The 25,835-nt window shown below is 54.4% G+C and carries 19 protein-coding genes; 15 read left to right on the top strand and 4 right to left on the bottom strand.

Going from position 1 to position 25,835, the window contains the following annotated elements; all coding sequences use genetic code 11:
* Positions 1-215: 215 nt before the first annotated feature.
* The 6 genes from serS (at position 216) to ACWKX3_RS08200 (ending at position 7,699) form a co-directional block, all read left to right on the top strand.
* Entirely contained in the window at positions 216-1,508 is a 1,293-nt protein-coding gene (serS, locus tag ACWKX3_RS08225) for a serine--tRNA ligase (protein WP_006174430.1), read from the top strand.
* A 209-nt stretch (positions 1,509-1,717) separates the two neighbouring features.
* Positions 1,718-4,162, top strand: a complete 2,445-nt coding sequence (dmsA, locus tag ACWKX3_RS08220) for a dimethylsulfoxide reductase subunit A (RefSeq protein WP_454541575.1) — start codon at positions 1,718-1,720, stop codon at positions 4,160-4,162.
* Positions 4,163-4,172: 10 nt separating this feature from the next.
* Entirely contained in the window at positions 4,173-4,790 is a 618-nt protein-coding gene (locus tag ACWKX3_RS08215) for a DMSO/selenate family reductase complex B subunit (RefSeq protein WP_454541574.1), read from the top strand.
* Position 4,791: 1 nt separating this feature from the next.
* Positions 4,792-5,655, top strand: a complete 864-nt coding sequence (locus ACWKX3_RS08210; RefSeq protein ID WP_454541573.1) for a dimethyl sulfoxide reductase anchor subunit family protein — start codon at positions 4,792-4,794, stop codon at positions 5,653-5,655.
* Between the two features lie 274 nt (positions 5,656-5,929).
* Entirely contained in the window at positions 5,930-7,078 is a 1,149-nt protein-coding gene (locus tag ACWKX3_RS08205) for an MFS transporter (RefSeq protein ID WP_006174438.1), read from the top strand.
* 123 nt (positions 7,079-7,201) lie between these two features.
* Positions 7,202-7,699 carry an anti-virulence regulator CigR family protein gene (locus ACWKX3_RS08200; protein ID WP_454541572.1) on the top strand — a complete coding sequence of 166 codons (498 nt, stop codon included), beginning with the start codon at positions 7,202-7,204 and terminating at the stop codon, positions 7,697-7,699.
* 35 nt (positions 7,700-7,734) lie between these two features.
* On the opposite strand, the gene pflA is transcribed toward ACWKX3_RS08200, so the two are convergent.
* The 4 genes from pflA to ycaO form a co-directional block, all read right to left on the bottom strand.
* Positions 7,735-8,475, bottom strand: coding sequence for a pyruvate formate lyase 1-activating protein (gene pflA / locus ACWKX3_RS08195; RefSeq protein WP_006174441.1), 741 nt, complete (start codon positions 8,473-8,475; stop codon positions 7,735-7,737).
* A gap of 203 nt (positions 8,476-8,678) precedes the next feature.
* Positions 8,679-10,961 (bottom strand): formate C-acetyltransferase, encoded by a 2,283-nt coding sequence (gene pflB, locus ACWKX3_RS08190; RefSeq protein ID WP_454541571.1) that lies wholly within the window; start codon positions 10,959-10,961, stop codon positions 8,679-8,681.
* Between the two features lie 51 nt (positions 10,962-11,012).
* Positions 11,013-11,870: a formate transporter FocA gene (focA, locus tag ACWKX3_RS08185; protein WP_042319447.1), complete on the bottom strand. Its 858-nt coding sequence runs from the start codon at positions 11,868-11,870 to the stop codon at positions 11,013-11,015.
* Positions 11,871-12,276: 406 nt separating this feature from the next.
* The gene (gene ycaO / locus ACWKX3_RS08180; protein ID WP_454541570.1) at positions 12,277-14,037 is read right to left on the bottom strand and encodes a 30S ribosomal protein S12 methylthiotransferase accessory factor YcaO; all 1,761 of its coding nucleotides are present in this window, start codon (positions 14,035-14,037) and stop codon (positions 12,277-12,279) included.
* A 127-nt stretch (positions 14,038-14,164) separates the two neighbouring features.
* Here ycaO and ACWKX3_RS08175 point away from each other — a divergent pair, with 127 nt between their 5' ends.
* The 9 genes from ACWKX3_RS08175 to lpxK all read left to right on the top strand — a co-directional run bounded on the left by ACWKX3_RS08175 (position 14,165) and on the right by lpxK (position 25,807).
* Positions 14,165-14,857, top strand: coding sequence for a DUF421 domain-containing protein (locus ACWKX3_RS08175; RefSeq protein ID WP_404599536.1), 693 nt, complete (start codon positions 14,165-14,167; stop codon positions 14,855-14,857).
* A gap of 162 nt (positions 14,858-15,019) precedes the next feature.
* Positions 15,020-16,108: a 3-phosphoserine/phosphohydroxythreonine transaminase gene (gene serC / locus ACWKX3_RS08170; protein WP_400403069.1), complete on the top strand. Its 1,089-nt coding sequence runs from the start codon at positions 15,020-15,022 to the stop codon at positions 16,106-16,108.
* A gap of 69 nt (positions 16,109-16,177) precedes the next feature.
* Positions 16,178-17,461, top strand: a complete 1,284-nt coding sequence (aroA, locus tag ACWKX3_RS08165) for a 3-phosphoshikimate 1-carboxyvinyltransferase (protein WP_454541569.1) — start codon at positions 16,178-16,180, stop codon at positions 17,459-17,461.
* Positions 17,462-17,646: 185 nt separating this feature from the next.
* A complete protein-coding gene (cmk, locus tag ACWKX3_RS08160) occupies positions 17,647-18,330 on the top strand; it encodes a (d)CMP kinase (protein WP_006174460.1) in 684 nt (227 codons plus the stop codon).
* A 111-nt stretch (positions 18,331-18,441) separates the two neighbouring features.
* Positions 18,442-20,115, top strand: coding sequence for a 30S ribosomal protein S1 (gene rpsA, locus ACWKX3_RS08155; protein WP_006174462.1), 1,674 nt, complete (start codon positions 18,442-18,444; stop codon positions 20,113-20,115).
* Positions 20,116-20,285: 170 nt separating this feature from the next.
* The gene (gene ihfB, locus ACWKX3_RS08150) at positions 20,286-20,573 is read left to right on the top strand and encodes an integration host factor subunit beta (protein ID WP_003858233.1); all 288 of its coding nucleotides are present in this window, start codon (positions 20,286-20,288) and stop codon (positions 20,571-20,573) included.
* 210 nt (positions 20,574-20,783) lie between these two features.
* On the top strand, positions 20,784-23,048 hold the full coding sequence (locus ACWKX3_RS08145) for a ComEC family protein (protein WP_102891143.1): 2,265 nt from the start codon (positions 20,784-20,786) through the stop codon (positions 23,046-23,048).
* Between the two features lie 36 nt (positions 23,049-23,084).
* Positions 23,085-24,833, top strand: coding sequence for a lipid A ABC transporter ATP-binding protein/permease MsbA (gene msbA / locus ACWKX3_RS08140; RefSeq protein WP_088207568.1), 1,749 nt, complete (start codon positions 23,085-23,087; stop codon positions 24,831-24,833).
* On the top strand, positions 24,830-25,807 hold the full coding sequence (gene lpxK, locus ACWKX3_RS08135) for a tetraacyldisaccharide 4'-kinase (protein WP_400403111.1): 978 nt from the start codon (positions 24,830-24,832) through the stop codon (positions 25,805-25,807). Before msbA ends, lpxK begins: the two co-directional genes overlap by 4 nt.
* Positions 25,808-25,835: the final 28 nt, after the last annotated feature.

Genomic DNA, 25,835 nt, shown 5'->3' with positions numbered 1-25,835 from the left:
TAACGTTGCGGTAATGTTGGCAATCTATACCCGTTATACTTCAAGTTGCATGTGCGTTGGCTGCGCTTGCTCACCCCAGTCACATAGTTTTCTATGCTCCTGGGGAATTCGCTCGCTTGCCGCCTTCCTGCAACTCAAATTATTTAGGGTAAAAACCTTGTGGCCGCAGGCTGTGGTCACTTTTCCTCTTTTAATTCGATAAGCACAGGATAAGCATGCTCGATCCCAATCTGCTGCGTAATGAGCCAGACGCAGTCGCTGAAAAACTGGCACGCCGGGGCTTTAAGCTGGATGTAGATAAGCTGCGCGCTCTTGAAGAGCGTCGTAAAGTTCTGCAGGTACAAACTGAAAATCTGCAGGCAGAGCGTAATTCTCGATCGAAATCCATCGGCCAGGCGAAAGCGCGCGGGGAAGACATTGAGCCATTACGCCTGGAAGTGAACAAACTGGGTGAAGAACTGGATCAGGCGAAAGCCGAGCTTGACGTTCTTCTGGCCGAAATTCGCGATATTGCGCTGGCGATCCCAAACATTCCTGACGACAGCGTGCCTGTGGGTAAAGACGAAAACGACAACGTTGAAGTGAAACGCTGGGGTACGCCTCGCGAGTTCGACTTCGAGGTTCGCGATCACGTTACGCTGGGCGAAATGCACGCGGGGCTGGACTTTGCGGCCGCGGTTAAGCTGACCGGCTCACGCTTTGTGGTGATGAAAGGCCAGATTGCCCATCTGCACCGCGCGCTGGCGCAGTTCATGCTGGATCTGCACACTGAACAGCACGGCTACAGTGAAACCTACGTCCCGTATCTGGTTAACCACGATACGCTGTACGGTACGGGCCAACTGCCGAAATTTGCCGGCGATCTGTTCCATACCCGTCCGCTGGACGAAGAAGCGGACAGCAGCAACTACGCGCTGATCCCGACGGCGGAAGTGCCGCTGACCAACCTGGTACGCGATGAGATCATCGACGAAGACGATCTACCGATCAAACTGACCGCGCACTCTCCGTGCTTCCGTTCTGAAGCGGGTTCTTACGGTCGCGATACCCGCGGTCTGATCCGTATGCACCAGTTCGATAAAGTCGAGATGGTGCAGATCGTGCGTCCGGAAGACTCCATGGATGCGCTGGAAGAGATGACCGGTCACGCGGAGAAAGTGCTGGAGCTGCTCGGCCTGCCGTACCGCCGTATGGCGCTCTGCACGGGCGACATGGGCTTTGGTGCCTGCAAAACCTTCGACCTTGAAGTCTGGGTGCCTGCGCAGAACACCTACCGTGAAATCTCCTCCTGCTCTAACGTCTGGGATTTCCAGGCGCGCCGTATGCAGGCACGTTGCCGCAACAAATCCGACAAGAAAACCCGTCTGGTTCACACCCTGAACGGTTCGGGTCTGGCTGTAGGCCGTACGCTGGTTGCCGTGCTGGAAAACTACCAGCAGGCGGACGGTCGTATTGAGATCCCGGAAGTGCTGCGCCCGTATATGAAAGGCCAGCAGTTCATCGGCTAACGAAAGCCGTAATGTAAAAAGCGCCTCCCGGCGCTTTTTTTATGCCCCTCGTTTGATACTAAGCAATAACCCCTCCCTCTAAAGTAGTAATACTTCGGTAGATGATATTTAGCGTAACTCGCTGAAAACGAAGTACTTCGTTATAAATAAAAATATACAGCGGCTGGGGCCGCCTCTCTTTTCTTTGTGAGCAACCAAAGTGAGTTTTTATGAAAATCAAAGCGCCTGATGCATTAATGGCTGCCGAGGTCACTCGCCGTGGGTTAATGAAAACCACGGCAATAGGCGGCCTGGCCGTTGCCAGCAGCGCCTTCACGCTCCCTTTTTCTCGTCTGGCTTCGGCGGCGGATGCACTGTCTCCGTCTGCTGCCCAGGAAAAAGTGGTGTGGAGCGCCTGTACCGTGAACTGCGGAAGCCGCTGTCCACTGCGTATGCATGTAGTGGACGGTGAAATCAAATATGTCGAAACCGATAATACCGGGGATGACAATTACGAAGGGTTACACCAGGTCCGTGCCTGCCTGCGCGGGCGCTCTATGCGCCGTCGGGTCTATAACCCGGACCGTCTGAAGTATCCGATGAAGCGCGTAGGCAAGCGCGGGGAAGGTAAGTTCGAGCGCATCAGCTGGGACGAAGCCTACGACATCATCGCGACCACGATGCAGCGGTTGATCAAAGACTACGGCAATGAGTCCATCTACCTGAACTACGGTACGGGCACGCTGGGCGGCACCATGACCCGTTCATGGCCACCTGGAAAAACGCTTATCGCCCGCCTGATGAACTGCTGTGGCGGTTATCTTAACCATTACGGCGACTACTCTTCAGCGCAGATCGCTGCGGGGCTTAACTACACCTACGGCGGCTGGGCCGACGGCAACAGCCCGTCCGATATCGAAAACAGCAAGCTGGTGGTGCTGTTCGGTAATAACCCCGGCGAGACGCGCATGAGCGGCGGTGGGGTAACCTACTATCTTGAGCAGGCGCGCGCCAAATCAAACGCCCGAATGATCATCATCGATCCGCGCTACACCGATACCGGAGCAGGGCGAGAAGATGAGTGGATCCCCATTCGTCCGGGCACCGATGCGGCACTGGTCAACGCCCTGGCGTGGGTGATGATCACCGAAAATCTGGTCGATCAGCCTTTCCTCGATAAATACTGCGTCGGCTACGATGAGAAAACCTTGCCTGCCAGCGCGCCGGCCAACGGTCACTATAAAGCCTATATTCTCGGCCAGGGCAGCGATGGCGTGGCGAAAACGCCGGAGTGGGCTTCCACTATCACTGGTATTCCGGCTGAGCGCATTGTTCAACTGGCGCGCGAAATCGGCTCGGCGAAACCGGCCTATATCAGCCAGGGCTGGGGACCACAGCGTCACGCCAACGGTGAAATCGCCACCCGCGCGATCTCTATGCTGTCGATTCTGACGGGTAACGTCGGCATTCACGGCGGTAACTCCGGCGCGCGTGAAGGCTCTTATGAAGTGCCGTTTGAACGTATGCCCACGCTGGACAACCCGGTACAGACCAGTATCTCCATGTTTATGTGGACCGATGCCATTGAGCGTGGCCCGGAAATGACCGCCCTGCGCGACGGTGTGCGGGGCAAAGACAAGCTGGACGTGCCGATCAAGATGATCTGGAACTACGCCGGAAACTGTCTGATCAACCAGCACTCTGAGATCAACCGCACGCACGAGATCCTGCAGGACGACAAGAAGTGCGAAATGATTGTGGTGATCGACTGCCACATGACCTCGTCGGCGAAATATGCCGACATTCTGCTGCCGGACTGCACCGCCTCCGAGCAGAGGGACTTCGCGCTGGACGCCTCATGCGGCAACATGTCCTACGTGATCTTCACCGACCAGGCCATCAAGCCGCGCTTCGAGTGCAAAACCATCTATGAGATGACTACCGGGCTGGCGAAACGTCTGGGCGTGGAGCAGCAGTTTACCGAAGGGCGTACTCAGGAAGGGTGGATGCGCCACCTGCATGAACTGTCCCGCCAGGCCATCCCGGACCTGCCTGACTTCGACACCTTCCGCAAGCAGGGGATGTACAAGCAGCGCGACCCGGAAGGGCACCATGTGGCTTACAAAGCCTTCCGTGAAGATCCGCAGGCGAATCCGCTGACCACGCCGTCGGGCAAAATTGAAATTTACTCCGAAGAACTGGCGAAAATTGCCTCCACCTGGGAGCTGCCGGACGGGGATGTTATCGATCCGCTGCCTATCTATACGCCTGGATTCGAAAATTATAACGATCCGCTGACGGCGAAATTCCCGCTGCAGCTGACGGGCTTCCATTACAAAGCCCGCGTTCACTCCACCTATGGCAACGTTGACGTTCTGAAAGCCGCCTGCCGACAGGAGATGTGGATCAACCCGATGGATGCTAAAGCGCGTGGCATCAGCAACGGCGACCGTGTGCGCATCTTCAATGGCCGCGGTGAGGTGCACATTGAGGCCAAAGTCACACCGCGCATGATGCCTGGCGTTGTCGCGCTGGGGGAAGGGGCCTGGTATAGCCCGGATGCAAACCGCATCGACCAGGCAGGCAGTATTAACGTACTGACCACGCAGCGCCCGTCGCCGCTGGCGAAAGGCAACCCGTCCCACACGAACCTTGTTCAGGTTGAAAAGGTGTAAGGAGTAACCGATGACAACCCAGTATGGATTTTTTATTGATTCGAGTCGGTGCACCGGGTGCAAAACCTGCGAGCTGGCCTGTAAAGACTACAAAAACCTCACCCCGGACGTCAGCTTCCGCCGTATCTACGAATACGCGGGCGGCGACTGGCAGGAGGATAACGGCGTCTGGCATCAGAACGTCTTTGCCTACTATCTGTCCATTGCCTGTAACCACTGCGAAGATCCGGCCTGTACCAAGGTCTGCCCGAGCGGCGCGATGCACAAGCGTGAGGACGGTTTTGTGGTGGTGGACGAAGATGTCTGTATCGGCTGCCGCTACTGCCACATGGCCTGCCCGTACGGCGCACCGCAGTATAACGCCGCCAAAGGCCACATGACCAAGTGCGACGGCTGCCACACCCGCGTGGCGGAAGGCAAAAAGCCGATCTGCGTTGAGTCCTGCCCGCTGCGCGCGCTGGACTTTGGCCCGATTGAGGAGCTGCGTAAAAAGCACGGCCAGCTGGCGGCGGTTGCGCCGCTGCCGTCCGCGCACTTCACGAAGCCGAGCATTGTGATAAAACCTAACGCCAACAGCCGCCCGACCGGGGATACCACCGGCTATCTGGCAAACCCGAAGGAGGTGTGAGATGGGAAGTGGATGGCATGAATGGCCGCTGATGATCTTCACGGTCTTTGGGCAGTGCGTGGCGGGCGGGTTTATCGTGCTCGCGCTGGCGATGTTAAAGGGCAATCTGAATGCCGAACAGCTGCAGCGTCTGGTACTCAGCATGTTTGGCCTGTGGGTGCTGATGGGGATTGGCTTTATCGCCTCTACGCTGCACCTGGGTTCGCCGATGCGCGCCTTTAACTCCCTGAACCGCGTGGGTGCCTCTTCGCTCAGTAACGAGATTGCCAGCGGGGCGATCTTCTTTGCCGTCGGCGGCCTTGGCTGGTTGCTCGCGGCGCTGAAAAAGCTCCCTTCAGGGCTGCGTAACCTGTGGCTTATCGTGACGATGGTGCTCGGCGTTGTGTTCGTCTGGATGATGGTGCGGGTGTATAACACCATCGACACCGTGCCGACGTGGTACAGCGTCTGGACACCGATGAGCTTCTTCCTGACGATGTTTATCGGTGGGCCGATCCTGGGCTTCCTGCTGCTGCGTGTGGCGGGCGTGGATGGCTGGGCAATGCGTCTGCTGCCGGCGGTTTCGCTGCTGGCGCTGGTGGTCAGTGCGATGGTCGCCCTGATGCAGGGTGCTGAACTGGCAACCATTCACAGCTCCATTCAGCAGGCGTCCGCGCTGGTGCCGAATTACGGCACGCTGATGGCCTGGCGTCTGGCGTTGCTGGTGGTTGCGTGCGTATGCTGGATTGCGCCTCAGTTGAAAGGCTATCAGCCTGCGCTGCCGTTGTTGTCGCTGGCCTTCGTGCTGGTGCTGGCAGGGGAGCTCATTGGTCGTGGCGTCTTCTACGGATTGCATATGACCGTGGGTATGGCTATCGCCAGTTAATCATACTCTTCGTTATAAAAAGCCGGGACAGCGTGCCCGGCTTTTCATTTTTCAATCATGAAATTTTTCGACTGTCGTTTGGCTTCGATTTTAGCCATAAATAAATAAAAACAAATACATAATAAAAATTTATAACTCGCCCGGCATGGGCTGGATGAGTTTTTTAAATCGACGAGGAACATATTGTGCGAGCGACCTGAAACGGCGGATTGACTTTGTTTTTGCCAGTGGCATGATGCGCACGAAATCTGAACTTCCTCACGGTTTTTAATCCATGACTACCTATACCCGGCCAGTGCTCCTGTTGCTCTGTGGCCTGCTTTTGTTGACCCTGGCGATCGCCGTGTTAAACACGCTCGTCCCGCTTTGGCTCGCCCATGAAAACTTACCGACCTGGCAGGTGGGTATGGTTAGCTCGTCCTTTTTTACGGGTAACCTGCTCGGCACGCTGCTTACCGGCAGCCTGATAAAGCGCGTGGGATTTAACCGCAGCTACTATCTGGCCTCGCTGATTTTCGCCGCCGGATGCGCCGGACTGGGCCTGATGGTCGGCTTCTGGAGCTGGATGGCCTGGCGCTTTATCGCGGGCGTCGGCTGCGCGATGATCTGGGTGGTGGTGGAAAGCGCCCTGATGTGCAGCGGCACCTCGCGCAACCGTGGACGCCTGCTGGCGGCCTACATGATGGTCTATTACATCGGTACCGTGCTGGGGCAACTGATGGTCAGCAAACTGCCGACCGATCTGGTGAGCGTCCTGCCGTGGGTGACGGGCATGGTCCTGGCTGCGATCCTGCCGCTACTGTTCACCCGCATCGTGAACCAGCACAGTGAACATCAGGAAGCCACGCACGTCTGGCCGATGCTCAGATTGCGCCAGGCGCGTCTGGGCGTGAACGGCTGTATCATCTCCGGTATTGTGCTTGGCTCGCTCTATGGCCTGATGCCGCTTTATCTTAACCACCAGGGCGTCAGCGACTCCGGCATTGGCTTCTGGATGGCGGTGATGGTGAGCGCAGGCATCGTCGGGCAGTGGCCTGTTGGTCGCCTGGCCGATCGCTTTGGCCGTTTGCTGGTTCTGCGCGTGCAGGTCTTCGTGGTTATCATGGGATGCCTGGCGATGCTCAGCAACGCCGCGATGGCGCCCGCGCTGTTTATCCTGGGCGCAGCGGGCTTTACTCTCTATCCGGTGGCGATGGCCTGGGCCTGTGAAAAGGTCGAGCACCACCAACTGGTGGCGATGAACCAGGCGCTGCTGCTGAGCTACACCATCGGCAGTTTATTAGGGCCAACCTTTACCGCCATGCTGATGCAAAATTATTCTGACAACCTGCTGTTTATTATGATCGCCAGCGTGTCGTTTATTTACCTGCTCATGCTTTTGCGAAAAGTGGGAGAGCACCCGACGCCGGTTGCCCATGCCTGATGAAATAAAAGCCTGTCGATGACGGGCTTTTTTGTCTCCATCACATATCAGAGTTTTACGCATTGTGTGTTTATTGCGCCAGGCGATAATTCAGGTGAGTTCTATCACTAAAAGGCAGCCATCATGTCTACTCGTCGTCTTACCACTACTGCCCTGGTCGTAGTGTTGTCTTTAACCTTTGCCAGTGCGCCGGTTATGGCCAACCCCGGAAACGGGAATGGAAATGGTCACGGTAATGGGCAAGGCAATAGCGGCAACCATGGGAACGGTAATTCCGGCAACCATGGCAATAAGCACAATAACGATAACCAAAAACCGGGGAAATCGAATAAGAGCGTGAGTGATGATGTCGACGCCCGCGTGAGCTTCGATCATGCCCGTCATCTGGCGTTGAACTACGGTTTGACGGGTTATGATTCACTGCCGCCGGGCATTGCGAAGAACCTCGCGCGCGGTAAACCGCTGCCTCCGGGCATTGCGAAAAAAACGGTACCCGCCTCTATGCTCGGCCAGCTTCCGTCTTATCCCGGATATGAATGGCGGGTGGTGGGGGATGACCTGGTCTTAATTGCGCTCAGCACGGCCATCGTCACGACCATTATTAACGGCGTATTTAAATAGAATACAAAAGGGCCCGGTTTAACCGGGCCCTTTTTTTAATACATCACCTTGTGACCGTACTGCTCAAGAATACCTTTGACGCGCTCCATGGTCTCTTTCTTCGGCGGCTTAACGCCATCGAGCTTATACTCTTCACCCATCGCCACCCACTTATGTTTACCCAGTTCGTGATAGGGCAGCAGCTCAATTTTCTCGACGTTGCCCATGTCGCGGGTAAATTCGCCCAGACGATGCGCGGAGTCGTCGTCATCTGACCAGCCCGGCACCACCACATAGCGGATCCAGGTTTTAATACCTTTGCCCGAGATGTATTTCGCAAACTCCAGCGTACGGTGGTTGGACACGCCCACCAGATTCTGGTGGATCTCGTCGTTCATCTGTTTGAGATCGAGCATCACAAGATCGGTCACTTCAAGCAGCTCATCAATGACCGGATCGTAACGGCGCACAAAGCCGTTGGTATCAAGGCAGGTATGAATGCCTTCTTTGCGGCAGGCGCGGAACCAGTCACGCACGAACTCTGCCTGCAGGATCGCCTCGCCGCCGGATGCGGTCACGCCGCCGCCGGATGCGTTCATAAAGTGGCGGTAGGTCACCACCTCTTTCATTAAATCTTCAACGGTGACCTCTTTCCCGCCGTGGGTATCCCACGTGTCGCGGTTGTGGCAGTACAGGCAGCGCATCAGGCAGCCCTGGAAGAAGGTAATAAAGCGGATCCCCGGGCCATCGACGGTGCCACAGGATTCAAAGGAGTGAATGCGACCAATAGTTGACATTGCGGTGATATCTCCGAATTTGGCCCATCCGGGGGCCTATGTAGTTGCACAGCTCAAAGGCTATGTCGAGTCTGTTTTGGCTGTTATCCATTAAGTATAGATAGCGGACAAAAGAGACTGATGAAGCGAGGGTGTTAAAAAGGCCCCACTTGCGTGGAGCCTTTATTGTACGCCTTTTAACGCGTGATTTCAGTCAAATCCACTTACATGGACTGAGTGAAAGTACGGGTGATAACGTCCTGCTGCTGTTCTTTAGTCAGGGAGTTAAAACGTACTGCGTAGCCAGATACGCGGATGGTCAGCTGAGGATATTTCTCAGGGTGTTCCATTGCGTCGAGCAGCATTTCACGGTTCATCACGTTCACGTTCAGGTGCTGACCACCTTCGATGGACGCTTCGTGGTGGAAGTAACCATCCATCAGACCCGCGAGGTTGGTTTTACGCACTTCGTCGTCTTTACCCAGCGCGTTTGGCACGATGGAGAAGGTATAAGAGATACCATCTTTCGCGTAGGCAAACGGCAGTTTAGCAACGGAGGTCAGAGAGGCAACAGCACCTTTCTGGTCACGACCGTGCATTGGGTTAGCACCTGGGCCGAATGGCGCGCCAGCACGACGACCGTCTGGGGTATTACCGGTTTTCTTACCATACACAACGTTAGAGGTGATGGTCAGAACAGACTGAGTCGGGATAGCGTTACGGTAAGTCGTCAGTTTCTGAATTTTCTTCATGAAACGTTCTACCAGGTCAACCGCCATGTCATCAACGCGAGAGTCGTTGTTACCAAACTGCGGATATTCGCCTTCGATTTCGAAGTCGACAGCCAGACCGTCTTCGTCACGAATTGGTTTAACTTTCGCATATTTGATTGCAGACAGGGAGTCAGCTGCAACGGACAGACCCGCGATACCGCATGCCATGGTGCGAACAACGTCACGGTCGTGCAGCGCCATCAGAGAAGCTTCGTAGCTGTACTTGTCGTGCATGTAGTGGATAACGTTCAGCGCAGTCACGTACTGCTTAGCCAGCCAGTCCATGAAGTGGTCCATGCGTTTCATGACTTCGTCATAGTTCAGCACGTCGCCTTTGATTGGTTCAGACTTAGGACCAACCTGCATTTTCAGTTTTTCATCAACGCCGCCGTTGATTGCGTACAGCATGGTTTTCGCCAGGTTTGCACGCGCACCGAAGAACTGCATTTGCTTACCAACAACCATTGGGCTTACGCAGCAAGCGATAGCGTAGTCGTCGTTGTTGAAGTCCGGACGCATCAGGTCATCGTTCTCGTACTGCAGAGAAGAGGTATCGATGGACACTTTAGCGGCGAATTTCTTGAAGTTCAGAGGCAGTTTTTCAGACCACAGAACGGTGATGTTCGGCTCCGGAGAAGGACCCATAGTGTACAGGGTGTTCAGGAAGCGGAAGCTGTTTTTGGTTACCAGGGTACGGCCATCAACGCCCATACCGCCGATAGATTCGGTTGCCCAGATTGGGTCACCAGAGAACAGCTCATCATATTCTGGGGTACGCAGGAAGCGAACCATACGCAGTTTCATGACCAGGTGGTCAATCATTTCCTGAGCGTCTTGCTCGGTGATTTTGCCAGCTTTGATGTCACGTTCGATGTATGCATCCAGGAAGGTGGATACACGACCGAAGGACATGGCTGCACCGTTCTGAGACTTAACTGCGGCCAGGTAGCCGAAGTAGGTCCACTGGATAGCTTCCTGAGCGTTAGTCGCAGGACCAGAGATATCGCAGCCGTATTTCGCTGCCATTTCTTTGATCTGACCCAGCGCACGGTGCTGTTCAGCAATCTCTTCGCGCAGACGGATAGTCGCTTCCAGGTTTACGCCGTTTTCCAGATCAGACTGCAGGGAAACAAACTGCGCGTATTTGTCTTTCATCAGGAAGTCGATACCGTACAGCGCAACGCGACGGTAGTCACCGATGATACGGCCACGGCCATACGCATCTGGCAGACCGGTCAGAACGCCAGACTTACGGCAGTTCAGAATGTCTTTGGTGTAAACATCGAATACGCCCTGGTTGTGGGTCTTGCGGTATTCGGTGAAGATTTTTTTCAGCATTGGATCCAGCTCGCGGTTATACGCTTTGCAGGAACCTTCAACCATTTTGATACCACCGAACGGGATAATCGCACGTTTCAGTGGCGCTTCAGTTTGCAGACCAACGATTTTCTCAAGGGCTTTGTTGATGTAGCCAGCATCGTGAGAAGTGATGGTGGAAGCAACGGAGGTGTCAAAATCAACTGGCGCGTGAGTGCGGTTTTCCAGTTTAACGCCTTCCATTACGCTGTCCCACAGCTTGGTGGTCGCGTCAGTTGCGCCAGCCAGGAAGGATTCGTCACCTTCATACGGGGTATAGTTTTTCTGAATGAAGTCACGGACGTTTACTTCATTCTGCCAGTCACCTTTAGTAAAACCTTCCCAGGCTGTGGCTAACTTTTCATTAAGCTCGGACATGTAACACCTACCTTCTTAAGTGGATTTTTTATTTACTGCCTGAGGAAACCATTAATGATGGTCGCCGCCACGCAGGTAAATGACCCAGTATGTCAACCCAACTAATAAACCCCCACCGATAATGTTCCCTATAGTGACTGGGATCAGGTTATCAGTAATGAAATTCATAATAGTCAGGTGAGAGAAACTATCCGGGGTTGAACCAACTGCAGTCCAAAACTCCGGGCTCGCAAAGTTGCGGATTACGATACCCATCGGGATCATAAACATGTTCGCGATACTGTGCTCAAAGCCGCTGGCAACAAACATCGCAACCGGCAGAACCATAATCATGGCTTTGTCCATCAGGCTACGACCCGAGTAGCTCATCCATACAGCCAGGCAGACCATCAGGTTAGCCAGGATGCCGAGAGCAACGGCTTCGATAAATGTGTGATGCATTTTGTGGTCGGCGGTTTGCAGGACGTTCAAGCCCCAGCCGCCGTTGGCGGTCATGTACTCGCCAGAGAGCCACATCAACAGAACAAAGAGCAGACAGCCAATCAGGTTGCCAACGTATACGTTAAGCCAGTTGATTGCCAGTTGACCCCAGGTAATTCGTCCGCTGGCTTTCGCCACAACAATCAGCACCGTCGAGGTGAAGAGGTCGGCGCCGCAGATGACGCAGAGGATAAGACCCAGTGAGAAGCAGATACCGCCAATCAGTTTGGCTATGCCGAAAGGCATGGCAGCAGTACCGGTAGTGGCAGTGATGTAGAAGACGAAGGCGATTGAGATGAACACACCGGCCGTGATCGCCAGATAGAACGTCTTCATCGGGTGCTTCGTTGCTTTATAGACGCCCGCTTCCTCGGCAACTTTTGCCATCGCAGCAGGGAGTAAAAGATCAAAAGGGTTGTCAGCTTTCACACTAACTCTCTCTTTATTAAGTCGGCGACGAGATACTAACAAAGCATTATAGAAGAGAAATTGATATAGATCATATCTCGCCTGGCTTATAGGCCCGCTATGTGTATGGTTTTACAGCAAAGGCGGAGTAAGTATTTGATTATCCGTATAAAAATAAATTTTAAAAGTTACAAAAAGAGTTGAGTTTTTTTGGTTCACCCCCTCTGAAACGGTTAATTAAAATGGAGTATTTGCCATAATAAGTAACAGTAATATCCAGGTAAGTATTCATATATTTACCCGTATTTAACTTAATTATTACATTCAAACATCATTGCTTATAAAATAAAAAAACGGGGCAATGAAATTGCCCCGTAATATAGCCCAGACGACAGAATACGCCTACTGCCAATAATGTTATATGCGCTTATTTTGACCAGTACGCCGCTTTGGCTTTCTGCAGCTTCTCATAGGCTTTCAACAGCGACTGATGCGCAGGGAAGGCGTGAAGATCGCTGTCGACAGCCTGCAAACCGTAGAATGGCTCTTCACCGCTCAGCGCCGCGCTGGCCGCTTCAACCGCCTCTGCGCCGTACATACGCACGAAGGCATTAAGATATTGCAGCGGCTCGCGGTCTTCTTCCTGAGAGAGCAGCAGCAGCGTCTGCAGGCAGCGGTAGTAATTGGTGCGCTCGGCAGAGAATACGGACTGGTTGAATTCCATGGTCCATTCCGTCCACGCAAGAGCCTGATCCAGATCGCCGCCCGCCAGCGCCAGCATTGCCTTCAGCTCGCCAATGCGCAGGGTATACCAGCCGTTGTCTTTTCCGGTTGCCAGACCCAGCAGTTCACGCACGCGGGTAAAGTCATCGTGACCTTCTTCGTCCAGCTGGGCGATCAGGTTCAGATAATCTTCTTTCTTCCACTCGCTGCCCGGCAGGGACAGCAGCGTTTCACGCAGGTGTGCGCCCATGCTGTTATTTGCCAGCCACAGATCTTCTGCCGGATAGATGTCGGACATGCCCGGAACAATAATGCGGCACGCGTATACGCTCAGGTGTTCGTAATCCGCAATGTAAACGTCCTGGTCTTCCGCTTTAAAGATGGCCATCAGGGTGGCGAACTCTTCTTCCGTGGTGCCGGCAAAGCTCCAGTCCACGAACGGATAGTCTGCGTCCTGCTTAAACATATCCCAGGAGATCAGGCCGCTGGAGTCGATGAAGTGCGTTTCGAGATTGGTGTGCTCGGCCACTTCTTCGTCATCAAACGTAGGCGGCGTGAACACGTCCAGATCTTTCAGGCTACGGCCCTGCAGTAGTTCGGTTACCGTACGCTCCAGCGCCACGCCGAAGTCCGGGTGAGCACCGAAGGAGGCGAAGCAGGTTCCGTTTGCCGGGTTAAACAGCACCACGCAGATAACCGGATACTTGCCGCCCAGCGAGCCATCGTAGGCAAAGATAGGGAAACCTTCCGCTTCGAGTTTGGCGATGGATTCCACCACGCCCGGATAACGCGCCAGCACATCGGCCGGGATTTCAGGCAGGCTGATAGATTCGGCAATAATGCGGTTTTTAATATGGCGTTCAAACACTTCAGACAGACCCTGAACGCGCGCTTCGTTGCGGGTGTTCCCGGCGGACATCCCGTTGGATACGTACAGGTTGCCGACGATGTTCATCGGAATATAGACGGTCTGTTCATCCGACTGGCGGGTGAACGGCAGGGCGCAGATACCACGCTCTTCATTACCTGACTGCAGATCGATCAGCATGCTGGCGGTCAGTTCGTTTTCCGGATCGTAAAACGCACGCAGGCGCGCATCCAGAATGCCCTCCGGCAGTGCGTCGTCTTCGGTCAGCGGGAACCATTTTTCGTTCGGATAGTGTACGAACGGACCATTGGCAATGGTTTCGCCCAGCCAGAAATCGGCGAAAAAGTAGTTGGTCGACAGACGTTCAAAATACTCACCCAGCGCAGAGGCCAGTGCCGCTTTTTTGGTCGCACCTTTACCGTTGGTAAAGCACAGCGCACAGTCTTTGTCGCGAATATGGACGGACCAGACGTGAGGCACCGGGTTCAGCCAGGAGGCTTCTTCGATATTAAAGCCCAGGTCGGTCAGTTTCTGCTGGAAGCGAGCGATGGAATCTTCCAGAGCGGCGTCTTTGCCGGGGATAAACGTTTGAGTCATGGCGTTCACTTTTATCGTACGTAAAGCGCGCAATGATACGGGTTTTGCGTGACGGGTGCTATCTTCGGCGAAAATAAAAGGCTGGACTATGCTTAGAGTCAGTAACCTACTGTTAAGGCATAGAAAAATGAAAGCATTTGATCTCCAGCGGATGGCGTTTGATAAAGTTCCTCCCGAGTTTTTAGGCGAAGTGGCGCTGCGCAGCCTCTATACCTTCGTGTTGGTCTTTCTGTTTCTCAAAATCACTGGCCGCCGCGGCGTCCGCCAGATGTCGCTCTTTGAGGTGCTGATCATCCTGACGCTCGGCTCGGCGGCGGGGGACGTGGCCTTTTATGACGATGTCCCCATGGTGCCGGTGTTTATCGTCTTCCTCTCGCTTGCCCTGCTGTACCGGCTGGTGATGTGGCTGATGTCGAAAAGCGAAAAGCTGGAAGATCTGTTTGAAGGCAAGCCGGTGGTTATTGTGGAAGAAGGGCAACTGGCGTGGGAAAAAGTGCAACGCGCCAACATGACGGAATTTGAATTCTTCATGGAACTGCGTCTGAACAGCGTCGAGCAGCTGGGCCAGGTCCGGCTGGCTATTATGGAAACCAACGGGCAAATCAGCGTTTACTATTATTCTGACGATGAGGTTAAGCCCGGTCTGTGTATCTTGCCCGATAATTTAATTGAGCGATTTACCACCGTCCCCGACGCCGGAGAATATGCCTGCATAAAATGCAGCCATGTGATTCCGATGCAGGCAGGTTCTCATCAATTATGTCCGCGCTGTGCCAATCCAGAATGGACCAGGGTTAGCAGGGCTAAACGTATCACCTGACAGCCATTTTGTCGGTTTCTTATGAACAGGGTGGCAGATTGTTTTGTGTGACGGCGGACACATTTTACCGCTCGTCAGTTTTAGACATTGCGGCGCGTGTCACTGAATGATAAAACCGATATCCACAGTTATAACTTATGGCTTTTAGCGTGGTGAGGGGAAATGACTCAAGTCTTTAATTTCAGTTCAGGTCCGGCAATGTTACCGGCGGATGTACTCAAGCAGGCTCAGCAGGAGCTGTGTGACTGGAACGGTCTGGGTACGTCGGTGATGGAGATCAGCCACCGTGGTAAAGAATTTATTCAGGTGGCGGAAGAGGCAGAAAAGGATTTTCGCGATCTGCTGAACATCCCCTCGAACTACAAAGTATTGTTCTGCCACGGCGGGGGACGCGGTCAGTTTGCTGGCGTTCCGCTCAATATTCTGGGCGACAAAACGACCGCTGACTACGTTGATGCGGGATACTGGGCAGCCAGCGCGGTGAAAGAGGCGCATAAATACTGCACCCCAAACGTCATCGACGCCAAAGTGACCGTTGACGGCCTGCGTGCCGTGAAGCCAATGAGCGAATGGCAACTCTCCCGCGATGCGGCTTACCTTCACTACTGCCCGAATGAAACCATTGACGGCATCGCCATTCACGAAGAGCCAGATTTCGGCGAAAACGTGGTCGTGGCGGCGGATTTCTCCTCCACCATTCTCTCCACACCGCTGGATATCAGCCGCTACGGCGTGATTTACGCCGGTGCGCAGAAGAATATCGGTCCTGCCGGCCTGACGCTGGTTATCGTGCGGGAAGACCTGCTCGGAAAAGCGCATAAAGCCTGCCCGTCGATTCTGGATTACACCGTCCTGAACGATAACGATTCGATGTTCAACACCCCGCCGACCTTTGCCTGGTATCTCTCTGGCCTGGTCTTCAAATGGCTGAAACAGAACGGCGGCGTGGCGCAGATGGACAAAATCAACCAGCAGAAAGCCGAACTGCTGTATGGCGTCATTGATAAGAGCGACTTCTACCGCAACGACGTCGCAAAAGCCAACCGCTCCCGCATGAACGTGCCGTTCCAGCTGGCGGACAACGGCCTGGATAAGCTTTTCCTGGAAGAGTCCTTTGCTGCAGGCCTGCACGCGCTGAAAGGCCACCGTGTTGTTGGCGGCATGCGTGCCTCCATTTATAACGCCATGCCGCTGGAAGGCGTTCAGGCGCTGACCGACTTCATGATTGACTTCGAACGTCGTCACGGTTAATTGCACCGTTTTTCACCCCCGTAGCCTGGCTGCGGGGTTTTTATTCAGTTGAGTTGAGAGTTAAGTTTCATGGAATCCCTGACGTTACAACCTATCGCGCGGGTAGATGGCACCATCAATCTGCCTGGTTCAAAAAGTGTCTCGAACCGCGCTCTGCTGCTGGCAGCTCTGGCAAACGGCACCACCGTCCTCACGAATCTGCTGGACAGCGATGACGTGCGCCATATGCTTAATGCGCTGAAAGCGTTGGGAGTTCACTACACGCTCTCCGAAGACCGTACCCGCTGTGACGTCACCGGCAACGGCGGCGCGTTACGCTCGTCTGAGGCGCTGGAACTGTTTCTCGGCAACGCCGGGACGGCAATGCGCCCGCTGGCGGCGGCGCTGTGTCTCGGCAGCGGCGACGTTGTGCTGACCGGCGAGCCGCGCATGAAAGAGCGTCCGATTGGTCATCTGGTGGATGCCCTGCGTCAGGGCGGCGCGCAGATTGACTATCTGGAGCAGGAAAATTATCCGCCGCTGCGTCTGCGCGGAGGTTTCACCGGCGGTCATGTTGAGGTTGACGGCAGCGTGTCAAGCCAGTTCCTGACGGCACTGCTGATGACCGCGCCGCTGGCACCGCAGGACACGACGATTGTCATCAAAGGTGACCTGGTCTCTAAGCCCTACATCGATATCACGCTGCACCTGATGAAGACCTTCGGTGTTGAGGTCGACAACCAGTCGTATCAGCGTTTCGTGGTGCGCGGTGCGCAGCAGTATCAGTCGCCGGGCCACTATCTCGTTGAAGGGGATGCCTCGTCAGCCTCCTATTTCCTGGCGGCGGGCGCGATTAAAGGCGGCACTGTAAAAGTCACCGGTATTGGCCGCAACAGCGTGCAGGGCGATATTCGTTTTGCTGACGTGCTGGAGAAAATGGGCGCGGTTGTGACCTGGGGAGAGGATTTTATCGCCTGCACCCGCGGTGAACTGAACGCCATTGATATGGACATGAACCACATTCCGGATGCGGCGATGACCATTGCGACGGCGGCACTGTTCGCCAAAGGCACCACGACGTTACGTAACATCTACAACTGGCGCGTGAAAGAGACTGACCGCCTGTTTGCGATGGCGACCGAGCTGCGTAAAGTGGGTGCAACGGTTGAAGAGGGTGAAGATTACATTCGCATCACACCGCCGGCAACGCTGCAATTCGCCGAGATTGGGACTTACAACGATCACCGCATGGCGATGTGCTTCTCGCTGGTGGCGCTGTCCGATACGCCGGTCACCATCCTCGATCCGAAATGCACGGCAAAAACCTTCCCGGACTATTTCGAACAGCTGGCCCGCATTAGCACGCTGGCCTGATAACGTTCTGCCGCATCTCCCGATGCGGCATTTGCTTACGCTTTCTGACACGCATTCCCGTCCATTTCTTCTACACTCTGCTTCATTAATTCCGTAATTTGCACGCAAAGGTAACAGTTGCGTACATTGGCGCGTATAATGCGCGGCGTTTATGTTAACGGTATGCCTTTATTAAGGAGAAAACGATGACGGCAGTTGCCCCGGTAATCACCATTGATGGGCCAAGTGGCGCAGGGAAAGGGACCTTGTGCAAAGCGATGGCAGAAGCCTTGCAATGGCATCTTTTAGATTCGGGAGCAATCTATCGCGTGCTGGCTCTGGCTGCACTGCATCACCATGTGGATGTTGCCTCAGAAGAGGCCCTGGTTCCCCTGGCTGCCCATCTGGATGTCCGTTTTGTCTCAACCAACGGCAACCTTGAAGTGATCCTTGAAGGGGAAGACGTCAGCGGTGAAATCCGTACCCAGGACGTCGCGAATGCGGCCTCTCAGGTCGCCGCGTTCCCACGCGTACGCGAAGCACTGCTGCGCCGCCAGCGAGGTTTCCGTGAGGCCCCTGGGCTGATTGCTGACGGACGTGACATGGGAACGGTGGTTTTCCCTGATGCACCAGTGAAGATTTTCCTTGATGCCTCTTCGGAAGAACGTGCTCAACGCCGCATGCTTCAGTTGCAGGAAAAGGGGTTTAGTGTTAACTTTGAACGCCTTTTATCCGAGATAAAAGAGCGCGATGACCGCGATCGTAACCGCGCCGTCGCCCCACTTGTTCCCGCAGAAGATGCATTAGTTCTGGATTCCACCAGTTTAACTATTGAGCAAGTGATTGAAAAAGCGCTACAATATGCGCGCCAAAAACTGGCACTCGCGTAATCGCGACAGATTTAGCAGTACCCCCGCTGCAAAGGATTGACGGCGGGTATGTGAAACAACCCCATCCGGCACGGAGCCAGGTGGACGTTAATATTAACCTGAAGATTAAACATGACTGAATCTTTTGCTCAACTATTTGAAGAATCCTTAAAAACAATCGAAACCCGTCCGGGTTCCATCGTTCGCGGTGTTGTTGTTGCTATCGACAAAGACGTAGTACTGGTTGACGCCGGTCTGAAATCTGAGTCCGCCATTCCGGCTGAGCAGTTCAAAAACGCCCAGGGCGAGCTGGAAATCCAGGTCGGTGACGAAGTTGATGTTGCACTGGACGCAGTAGAAGACGGCTTCGGCGAAACCCTGCTGTCTCGTGAGAAAGCTAAACGTCACGAAGCATGGATCACGCTGGAGAAAGCTTACGAAGAAGCTGAAACTGTGGTCGGTGTTATCAACGGCAAAGTTAAAGGTGGCTTCACTGTTGAGCTGAATGGTATTCGTGCGTTCCTGCCAGGTTCACTGGTAGACGTTCGTCCAGTCCGTGACACCCTGCACCTCGAAGGCAAAGAGCTTGAGTTCAAAGTAATCAAGCTGGACCAGAAGCGTAACAACGTTGTTGTATCCCGTCGTGCCGTTATCGAATCCGAAAACAGCGCAGAACGCGATCAGCTGCTGGAAAACCTGCAGGAAGGCATGGAAGTCAAAGGTATCGTTAAGAACCTCACTGACTACGGCGCATTCGTTGACCTGGGCGGCGTTGATGGCCTGCTGCACATCACCGACATGGCGTGGAAACGCGTTAAGCACCCAAGCGAAATCGTGAACGTGGGCGACGAAATCACTGTTAAAGTGCTGAAGTTCGACCGCGAGCGTACTCGTGTATCCCTCGGCCTGAAACAGCTGGGCGAAGATCCATGGGTAGCTATCGCTAAGCGTTACCCAGAAGGTACTAAACTGACTGGTCGCGTTACCAACCTGACTGACTACGGCTGCTTCGTTGAAATCGAAGAAGGCGTTGAAGGTCTGGTACACGTTTCCGAAATGGACTGGACCAACAAAAACATCCACCCATCCAAAGTTGTTAACGTTGGTGATGTAGTGGAAGTGATGGTTCTGGATATCGACGAAGAACGTCGTCGTATCTCCCTGGGCCTGAAACAGTGCAAAAACAACCCATGGCAGCAGTTCGCGGAAACCCACAACAAGGGCGACCGTGTTGAAGGTAAAATCAAGTCTATCACTGACTTCGGTATCTTCATCGGCCTGGACGGCGGCATCGATGGCCTGGTTCACCTGTCTGACATCTCCTGGAACGTTGCAGGCGAAGAAGCAGTACGTGAATTCAAGAAAGGCGACGAAATCGCTGCAGTTGTTCTGCAGGTTGACGCAGAACGTGAGCGTATCTCCCTGGGCGTTAAACAGCTCGCAGAAGATCCGTTCAACAACTGGGTTGCACTGAACAAGAAAGGCGCAATCGTAAACGGTAAAGTGACTGCAGTTGACGCTAAAGGCGCAACCGTAGAACTGGCTGACGGCGTTGAAGGTTACCTGCGCGCTTCCGAAGCTTCACGTGACCGCGTTGAAGATGCAACTCTGGTTCTGAGCGTTGGTGACGACGTTGAAGCTAAGTTCACCGGTGTTGACCGTAAGAACCGTGCAATCAGCCTGTCTGTTCGTGCGAAAGACGAAGCTGATGAGAAAGATGCAATCGCAACTGTTAACAAACAGGAAGATGCAAACTTCTCTAACAACGCAATGGCTGAAGCTTTCAAAGCAGCTAAAGGCGAGTAATATCAGGTTCTCTCCTTCTCTTGACCTGTAAAGCATTTACAGCGCAAAGGATGTGAGGCGGACTTGACAGATTGCAGGATTCATCCTGTAATCAATAACAAAGGGCGGCTACGGCCGCCCTTGTTTAATGAGCTGTTAAGCTAATTGGTTTGAAAGGAACCGGAGGAATCATGACCAAGTCAGAATTGATTGAAAGACTTGCCAGTCAGCAACCGCATATCCCTGCCAAGGCAGTGGAAGATGCCGTAAAAGAGATGCTGGAGCATATGGCCACCACTCTTGCCCAGGGCGAGCGCATTGAAATCCGCGGTTTCGGTAGTTTTTCTCTGCACTATCGTGCACCACGTACCGGGCGTAACCCGAAGACGGGCGATAAAGTTGAGCTGGAAGGTAAGTACGTTCCGCACTTTAAGCCGGGTAAAGAGCTGCGCGATCGCGCCAATATTTACGGTAACTGAGTTTAGCCATCGGGTTAAACTGGGTTAAAAGAAAGCACCTGCGGGTGCTTTTTTTGTTTTTCTCGCCTTAGATCCTGAAGGCACCTCGCAATGCTTTCTGTCCTTCCTGCAAACGAGTGAAAAAGTTTACAGCCAGGGCTGTAACGTGCATTTTTTCTGTCTGACCACGCCCTGAACTGCCCGCATACTTCCCAAAACAGGGAGGGACATGTGGGAATATCCGTCATCAGCGTCTGTGCCATTCTGGCCATTATTCCATTGTATTGGTTACCCGTACTGCCAGGGCTTCATAGCGTCTGGGTATTGATTGCGGCCGGGGTAGCACTTGGCGTTCAGAAAAAAAATGCACTGAAACTAACGGGGGCAGGATTACTCTTTTTTTGCTGGGGCATTCTCGCCGCGCAAGAAAGCGTCTGGCCTATGGCGCATTTAACCGCGGGGCCACAGCAGGCCGAGGTGATGATCACCGCCACCGATGGGGCAACGATGCATCAGGGAAAGATCGTTACCCTGAACGGAAAACGCTGGTGGGCCTCAACGGGTATCACGCTGTATGGAAACTATCTGCCGCAACCCGTGTGCGTGGGACAGCGCTGGGCTATGACGCTTCGCCTGCGGGCGGTGCATGGTGAACTCAATGATGGAGGCTATGACACGCAGCAAAGCGCCATTGCCCGCCATCAAACGCTGAGCGGGCGGTTTACTCAGGCCACGATCGTCGACGCGCATTGCAGTTTACGCGCAACCTATCTGACATCACTGCAAAACAGGCTCACGTCCTATATATGGGGGCCGGTAATGTTGGGGTTGGGTATGGGAGAGCGGCTTAACGTCACGCGCGAAATAAAGGATCTGATGCGTGAGACAGGGACGCTGCATCTGATGGCGATATCAGGATTGCACATTGCGCTGGCGGCATCCCTCGCCTGGTTGCTCGCCCGGGGACTTCAGTTTTTATTACCGGTGCACTTGATCTGCTGGCAGGTACCGGTGCTGGCGGGGCTGCTCTTCGCTGTGTTTTATTCGTGGCTTACCGGCATGCAGCCGCCCGCGCTACGAACGGCTGTTTCGCTTGCCGTGCTCGCCGCGCTGCGGATAAGTGGCCGCCAGTGGTCCTCCTGGCAGGTCTGGCTGAGCTGTGTCGCGATGATTTTGATCCTCGATCCGCTGGCCGTGCTGTCACAAAGCTTTGCGCTGTCGGCTTTTGCCGTTGCCGCGTTAATTTTCTGGTTCCAGTGGCTGCCGTTGCCAGACTGGCGCTGGAGCCGTCGGTTACGCCCAATCGTGAATCTGGTTCACCTGCAGGCGGGAATGCTGGTGCTGCTTCTGCCGCTGCAGGTATTGATATTTCACGGCGTGAGTCTCTCCTCGCTGGTGGCAAACCTTTTTGCCGTGCCGCTGGTGACGTTTGTTTCGGTCCCGTTGATTCTGCTCGGCATGGCACTGCATTTACTTCCGCTGACCTCGCTGGAAACCATAATCTGGTTTGCCGCGGATAAATCCCTCGGTGTGCTCTTCTGGCTGTTAATGCGCTTGCCGGATGGCTGGCAGGGGGTCGATCAGCGCTGGCAATATCTCACCTTATTCCCCTGGTTTGCCCTGATTGGGTGGCGTTTCCGTGCATGGCGTGTTGTTCCCGCGGTGTGTCTGGCCACAAGCGTGATGCTGGCGTTTCCACTCTGGCGCGCGGATAAAAACGCGGGCTGGACCCTGCATATGCTGGATGTCGGACAGGGGCTGGCGATGGTGGTGGAACGCCACGGCAAAGCGATCCTGTACGATACAGGTCTCGCCTGGCCCGGGGGAGACAGCGCCCAGCAGCTCATCATTCCCTGGCTACGCTGGCATAACCTGAAACCAGAAGGGATTGTCCTCAGCCACGAGCACCTCGATCACGCTGGAGGGTTAGCATCTTTGCAGAAAACGTGGCCACAGCTGTGGGTCAGAAGCCCGTTGGGGTGGGCCGGACATCTTCCGTGCTTTCGTGGGCAGCGGTGGCAGTGGCAGGGGTTAATCTTTACCGTGCGCTGGCCTCCGGCGGGCTTTGTGGGGAAGGGCAATAATCGCTCCTGCGTTGTTAAAATTGATGATGGTGAGCAAAGCGTGCTTCTGACAGGGGATATTGAGGCAGCGTCTGAACAGGCGATGCTGAGCCATCGCTGGCGCGATCTTACGTCTACACTGATTCAGGTACCTCACCATGGCAGTAATACATCGTCATTTGCCCCCATGGTGCAGCGTGTTGAAGGCAAAATAGCGTTAGCTTCTGCGGCGCGTTATAACGCCTGGCATTTTCCTTCAGCGAAAGTGGTCAGGCGTTACATGAAAGAGGGATATGCCTGGTTTGACACGCCGCATTCCGGGCAAATTTCGGTAACATTTTCGCTACATGGCACGCAAATCCGACGGTTACGGGATGGCTGTTTACCTCGTTGGTATCATCAGTGGTTTGGCGTGCGCGTAGATAACGGGTAGAATATGCGGCTATTTCAACAAATGCTGGTTTTTTGAATGCATAACGACAAAGATCTCTCCACGTGGCAAACGTTCCGCCGACTCTGGCCGATGATTGCACCTTTTAAATCAGGCTTGATCGTGGCGGGCGTAGCGTTAATCCTCAACGCAGCCAGCGATACCTTTATGCTATCGCTTCTTAAACCGTTACTGGATGACGGTTTTGGTAAAACAGATCGATCGGTGCTGCTATGGATGCCGCTGGTGGTTATTGGCCTGATGATCCTGCGCGGTATCACCAGCTACGTCTCCAGCTACTGCATCTCCTGGGTATCGGGAAAAGTGGTAATGACCATGCGTCGTCGACTGTTCAGCCACATGATGGGCATGCCGGTCGCATTCTTTGACAAGCAGTCTACCGGCACATTGCTGTCGCGTATTACCTATGATTCAGAACAGGTTGCTTCTTCCTCGTCCAGCGCGTTGATCACCGTGGTGCGTGAAGGTGCTTCGATCATCGGCCTGTTTATCATGATGTTCTACTACAGCTGGCAGCTGTCGATCATTCTTATCGTTTTAGCGCCGATTGTTTCGTTCGCTATCCGCCTTGTTTCTAAGCGTTTCCGCAATATCAGTAAAAACATGCAGAATACGATGGGGCAGGTGACTACCAGCGCAGAGCAGATGCTCAAAGGTCATAAAGAAGTGTTGATCTTTGGTGGCCAGGAAGTCGAAACCAAACGTTTTGATAAGGTCAGCAATAAAATGCGTCTGCAGGGGATGAAGATGGTGTCGGCCTCTTCCATTTCCGATCCGATTATTCAGCTGATTGCTTCTCTGGCGCTGGCCTTTGTTCTGTATGCGGCGAGCTTCCCGAGCGTGATGGATACCCTGACGGCAGGTACGATTACCGTTGTCTTCTCGTCTATGATTGCGCTGATGCGTCCGCTGAAATCGCTGACTAACGTCAACGCGCAGTTCCAGCGCGGGATGGCGGCGTGCCAGACCTTGTTCAGCATCCTCGATTCCGAGCAGGAAAAAGACGAAGGTACGCGCGAAATTGTCCGCGCCAAAGGAGACCTTGAGTTCCGCAATGTCACTTTCACCTATCCTGGCCGCGAAACGCCTGCGCTGCGTGATATCAGCCTTAATCTCCCGGCGGGTAAAACCGTTGCGCTGGTTGGGCGTTCTGGCTCCGGTAAATCAACGATTGCCAGCCTGATCACCCGCTTCTACGACATCGACCAGGGCGAGATTCTGCTGGACGGTCACGATCTGCGGGAATATACCCTGCAGTCGCTGCGTAACCAGGTTGCGCTGGTTTCCCAGAACGTACACCTGTTTAACGACACGGTTGCCAACAACATTGCGTATGCGCGTACGGAAGAGTACAGCCGCGAGCAGATCGAAAACGCCGCTCGCATGGCCTATGCCATGGACTTTATCAACAAGATGGATAACGGCCTGGATACGATCATCGGCGAGAACGGCGTTCTGCTCTCTGGTGGTCAGCGCCAGCGTATTGCCATTGCGCGTGCCCTGCTGCGCGACAGCCCAATCCTGATCCTTGATGAAGCCACCTCTGCGCTGGATACCGAGTCTGAGCGTGCCATCCAGTCCGCGCTGGATGAGCTGCAAAAGAACCGTACGTCGCTGGTCATTGCGCACCGTCTGTCGACCATTGAAAAGGCTGACGAAATTGTTGTCGTTGAAGATGGCGTTCTCGTTGAACGCGGCAGCCATGCCGATCTGCTGGCTCACCGCGGCGTGTATGCCCAGCTTCATAAGATGCAGTTTGGTCAATGATTGCACGCATCTGGTCAGGTGAATCTCCTCTCTGGCGACTGCTGCTGCCGCTCTCCTGGCTGTATGGCCTGGTGAGCGGTGCTATTCGCTTGCTGTACCGGCTTGGGCTGAAGCGTGCATGGCGAGCGCCGGTGCCGGTTGTTGTGGTGGGGAATTTAACCGCAGGCGGAAACGGTAAAACGCCGGTGGTGATCTGGCTGGTGGAGCAATTGCAAAAACGCGGTATCCGCGCCGGGGTTGTGTCGCGGGGGTATGGCGGAAATGCGGTGCAGTATCCGTTGCTGCTGACCCCTGATACCACTACCGCCGAAGCGGGTGATGAGCCGGTGCTGATTTTTCAGCGTACCCACGCGCCGGTAGCAGTCTCGCCGGTGCGCAGCGAGGCTGTGCAGGCCCTGCTGGCAGAACACTCGGTTCAGATTGTCATCACTGACGATGGCCTGCAGCATTATGCCCTCGCGCGTGACAAAGAGATTGTTGTCATTGACGGTGTTCGCCGTTTCGGGAACGGCTGGTGGTTACCGGCCGGGCCAATGCGTGAGCGAGCCTCTCGCCTGAAAAGCGTTGATGCGGTTATCGTCAACGGCGGTGAAGCCAGAGCGGGGGAGATCCCGATGCACCTTCATCCGGGGCTGGCGGTAAATCTGCTTACCGGTGAAAGGAAAGCGGTCGCCCAACTGACCTCACTGGTGGCGATGGCGGGCATTGGCCATCCTCCGCGTTTCTTCGCGACGCTGGAACAGTGCGGCGCAAAACTTGAAAAGCGTGTTCCGCTGGCCGACCATCAGGCGCTGGTACCGGAGCAGGTTAACGCCCTGGCGTCGCCTGAGCAGACGCTGATCATGACCGAAAAAGACGCGGTGAAATGCCGTGCCTTCGCGAAAGAAAACTGGTGGTATCTGCCGGTTGACGCTGAGCTTAGCGGCGAGCAACCGGAGCAACTGCTTAAAGAACTGATTGCGTTAGTGCATTAACAGCAACTGCGGTTCTGGTGGCGCTTTT

The organism is Enterobacter sp. UPMP2052, assembly GCF_053709675.1.
This window is presented reverse-complemented; position numbering and strand designations above follow the sequence as displayed.

Coding starts and splice junctions, on each gene's coding strand:
- ycaO (WP_454541570.1), bottom strand. CDS start 14,037: ATGACTCAAACGTTTATCCCCGGCAAAGACGCCGCTCTGGAAGATTCC.
- rpsA (WP_006174462.1), top strand. CDS start 18,442: ATGACTGAATCTTTTGCTCAACTATTTGAAGAATCCTTAAAAACAATC.
- ACWKX3_RS08210 (WP_454541573.1), top strand. CDS start 4,792: ATGGGAAGTGGATGGCATGAATGGCCGCTGATGATCTTCACGGTCTTT.
- pflA (WP_006174441.1), bottom strand. CDS start 8,475: ATGTCAACTATTGGTCGCATTCACTCCTTTGAATCCTGTGGCACCGTC.
- pflB (WP_454541571.1), bottom strand. CDS start 10,961: ATGTCCGAGCTTAATGAAAAGTTAGCCACAGCCTGGGAAGGTTTTACT.
- ACWKX3_RS08205 (WP_006174438.1), top strand. CDS start 5,930: ATGACTACCTATACCCGGCCAGTGCTCCTGTTGCTCTGTGGCCTGCTT.
- dmsA (WP_454541575.1), top strand. CDS start 1,718: ATGAAAATCAAAGCGCCTGATGCATTAATGGCTGCCGAGGTCACTCGC.
- msbA (WP_088207568.1), top strand. CDS start 23,085: ATGCATAACGACAAAGATCTCTCCACGTGGCAAACGTTCCGCCGACTC.
- ACWKX3_RS08175 (WP_404599536.1), top strand. CDS start 14,165: ATGAAAGCATTTGATCTCCAGCGGATGGCGTTTGATAAAGTTCCTCCC.
- lpxK (WP_400403111.1), top strand. CDS start 24,830: ATGATTGCACGCATCTGGTCAGGTGAATCTCCTCTCTGGCGACTGCTG.
- cmk (WP_006174460.1), top strand. CDS start 17,647: ATGACGGCAGTTGCCCCGGTAATCACCATTGATGGGCCAAGTGGCGCA.
- ACWKX3_RS08215 (WP_454541574.1), top strand. CDS start 4,173: ATGACAACCCAGTATGGATTTTTTATTGATTCGAGTCGGTGCACCGGG.
- aroA (WP_454541569.1), top strand. CDS start 16,178: ATGGAATCCCTGACGTTACAACCTATCGCGCGGGTAGATGGCACCATC.
- ihfB (WP_003858233.1), top strand. CDS start 20,286: ATGACCAAGTCAGAATTGATTGAAAGACTTGCCAGTCAGCAACCGCAT.
- ACWKX3_RS08200 (WP_454541572.1), top strand. CDS start 7,202: ATGTCTACTCGTCGTCTTACCACTACTGCCCTGGTCGTAGTGTTGTCT.
- serS (WP_006174430.1), top strand. CDS start 216: ATGCTCGATCCCAATCTGCTGCGTAATGAGCCAGACGCAGTCGCTGAA.
- serC (WP_400403069.1), top strand. CDS start 15,020: ATGACTCAAGTCTTTAATTTCAGTTCAGGTCCGGCAATGTTACCGGCG.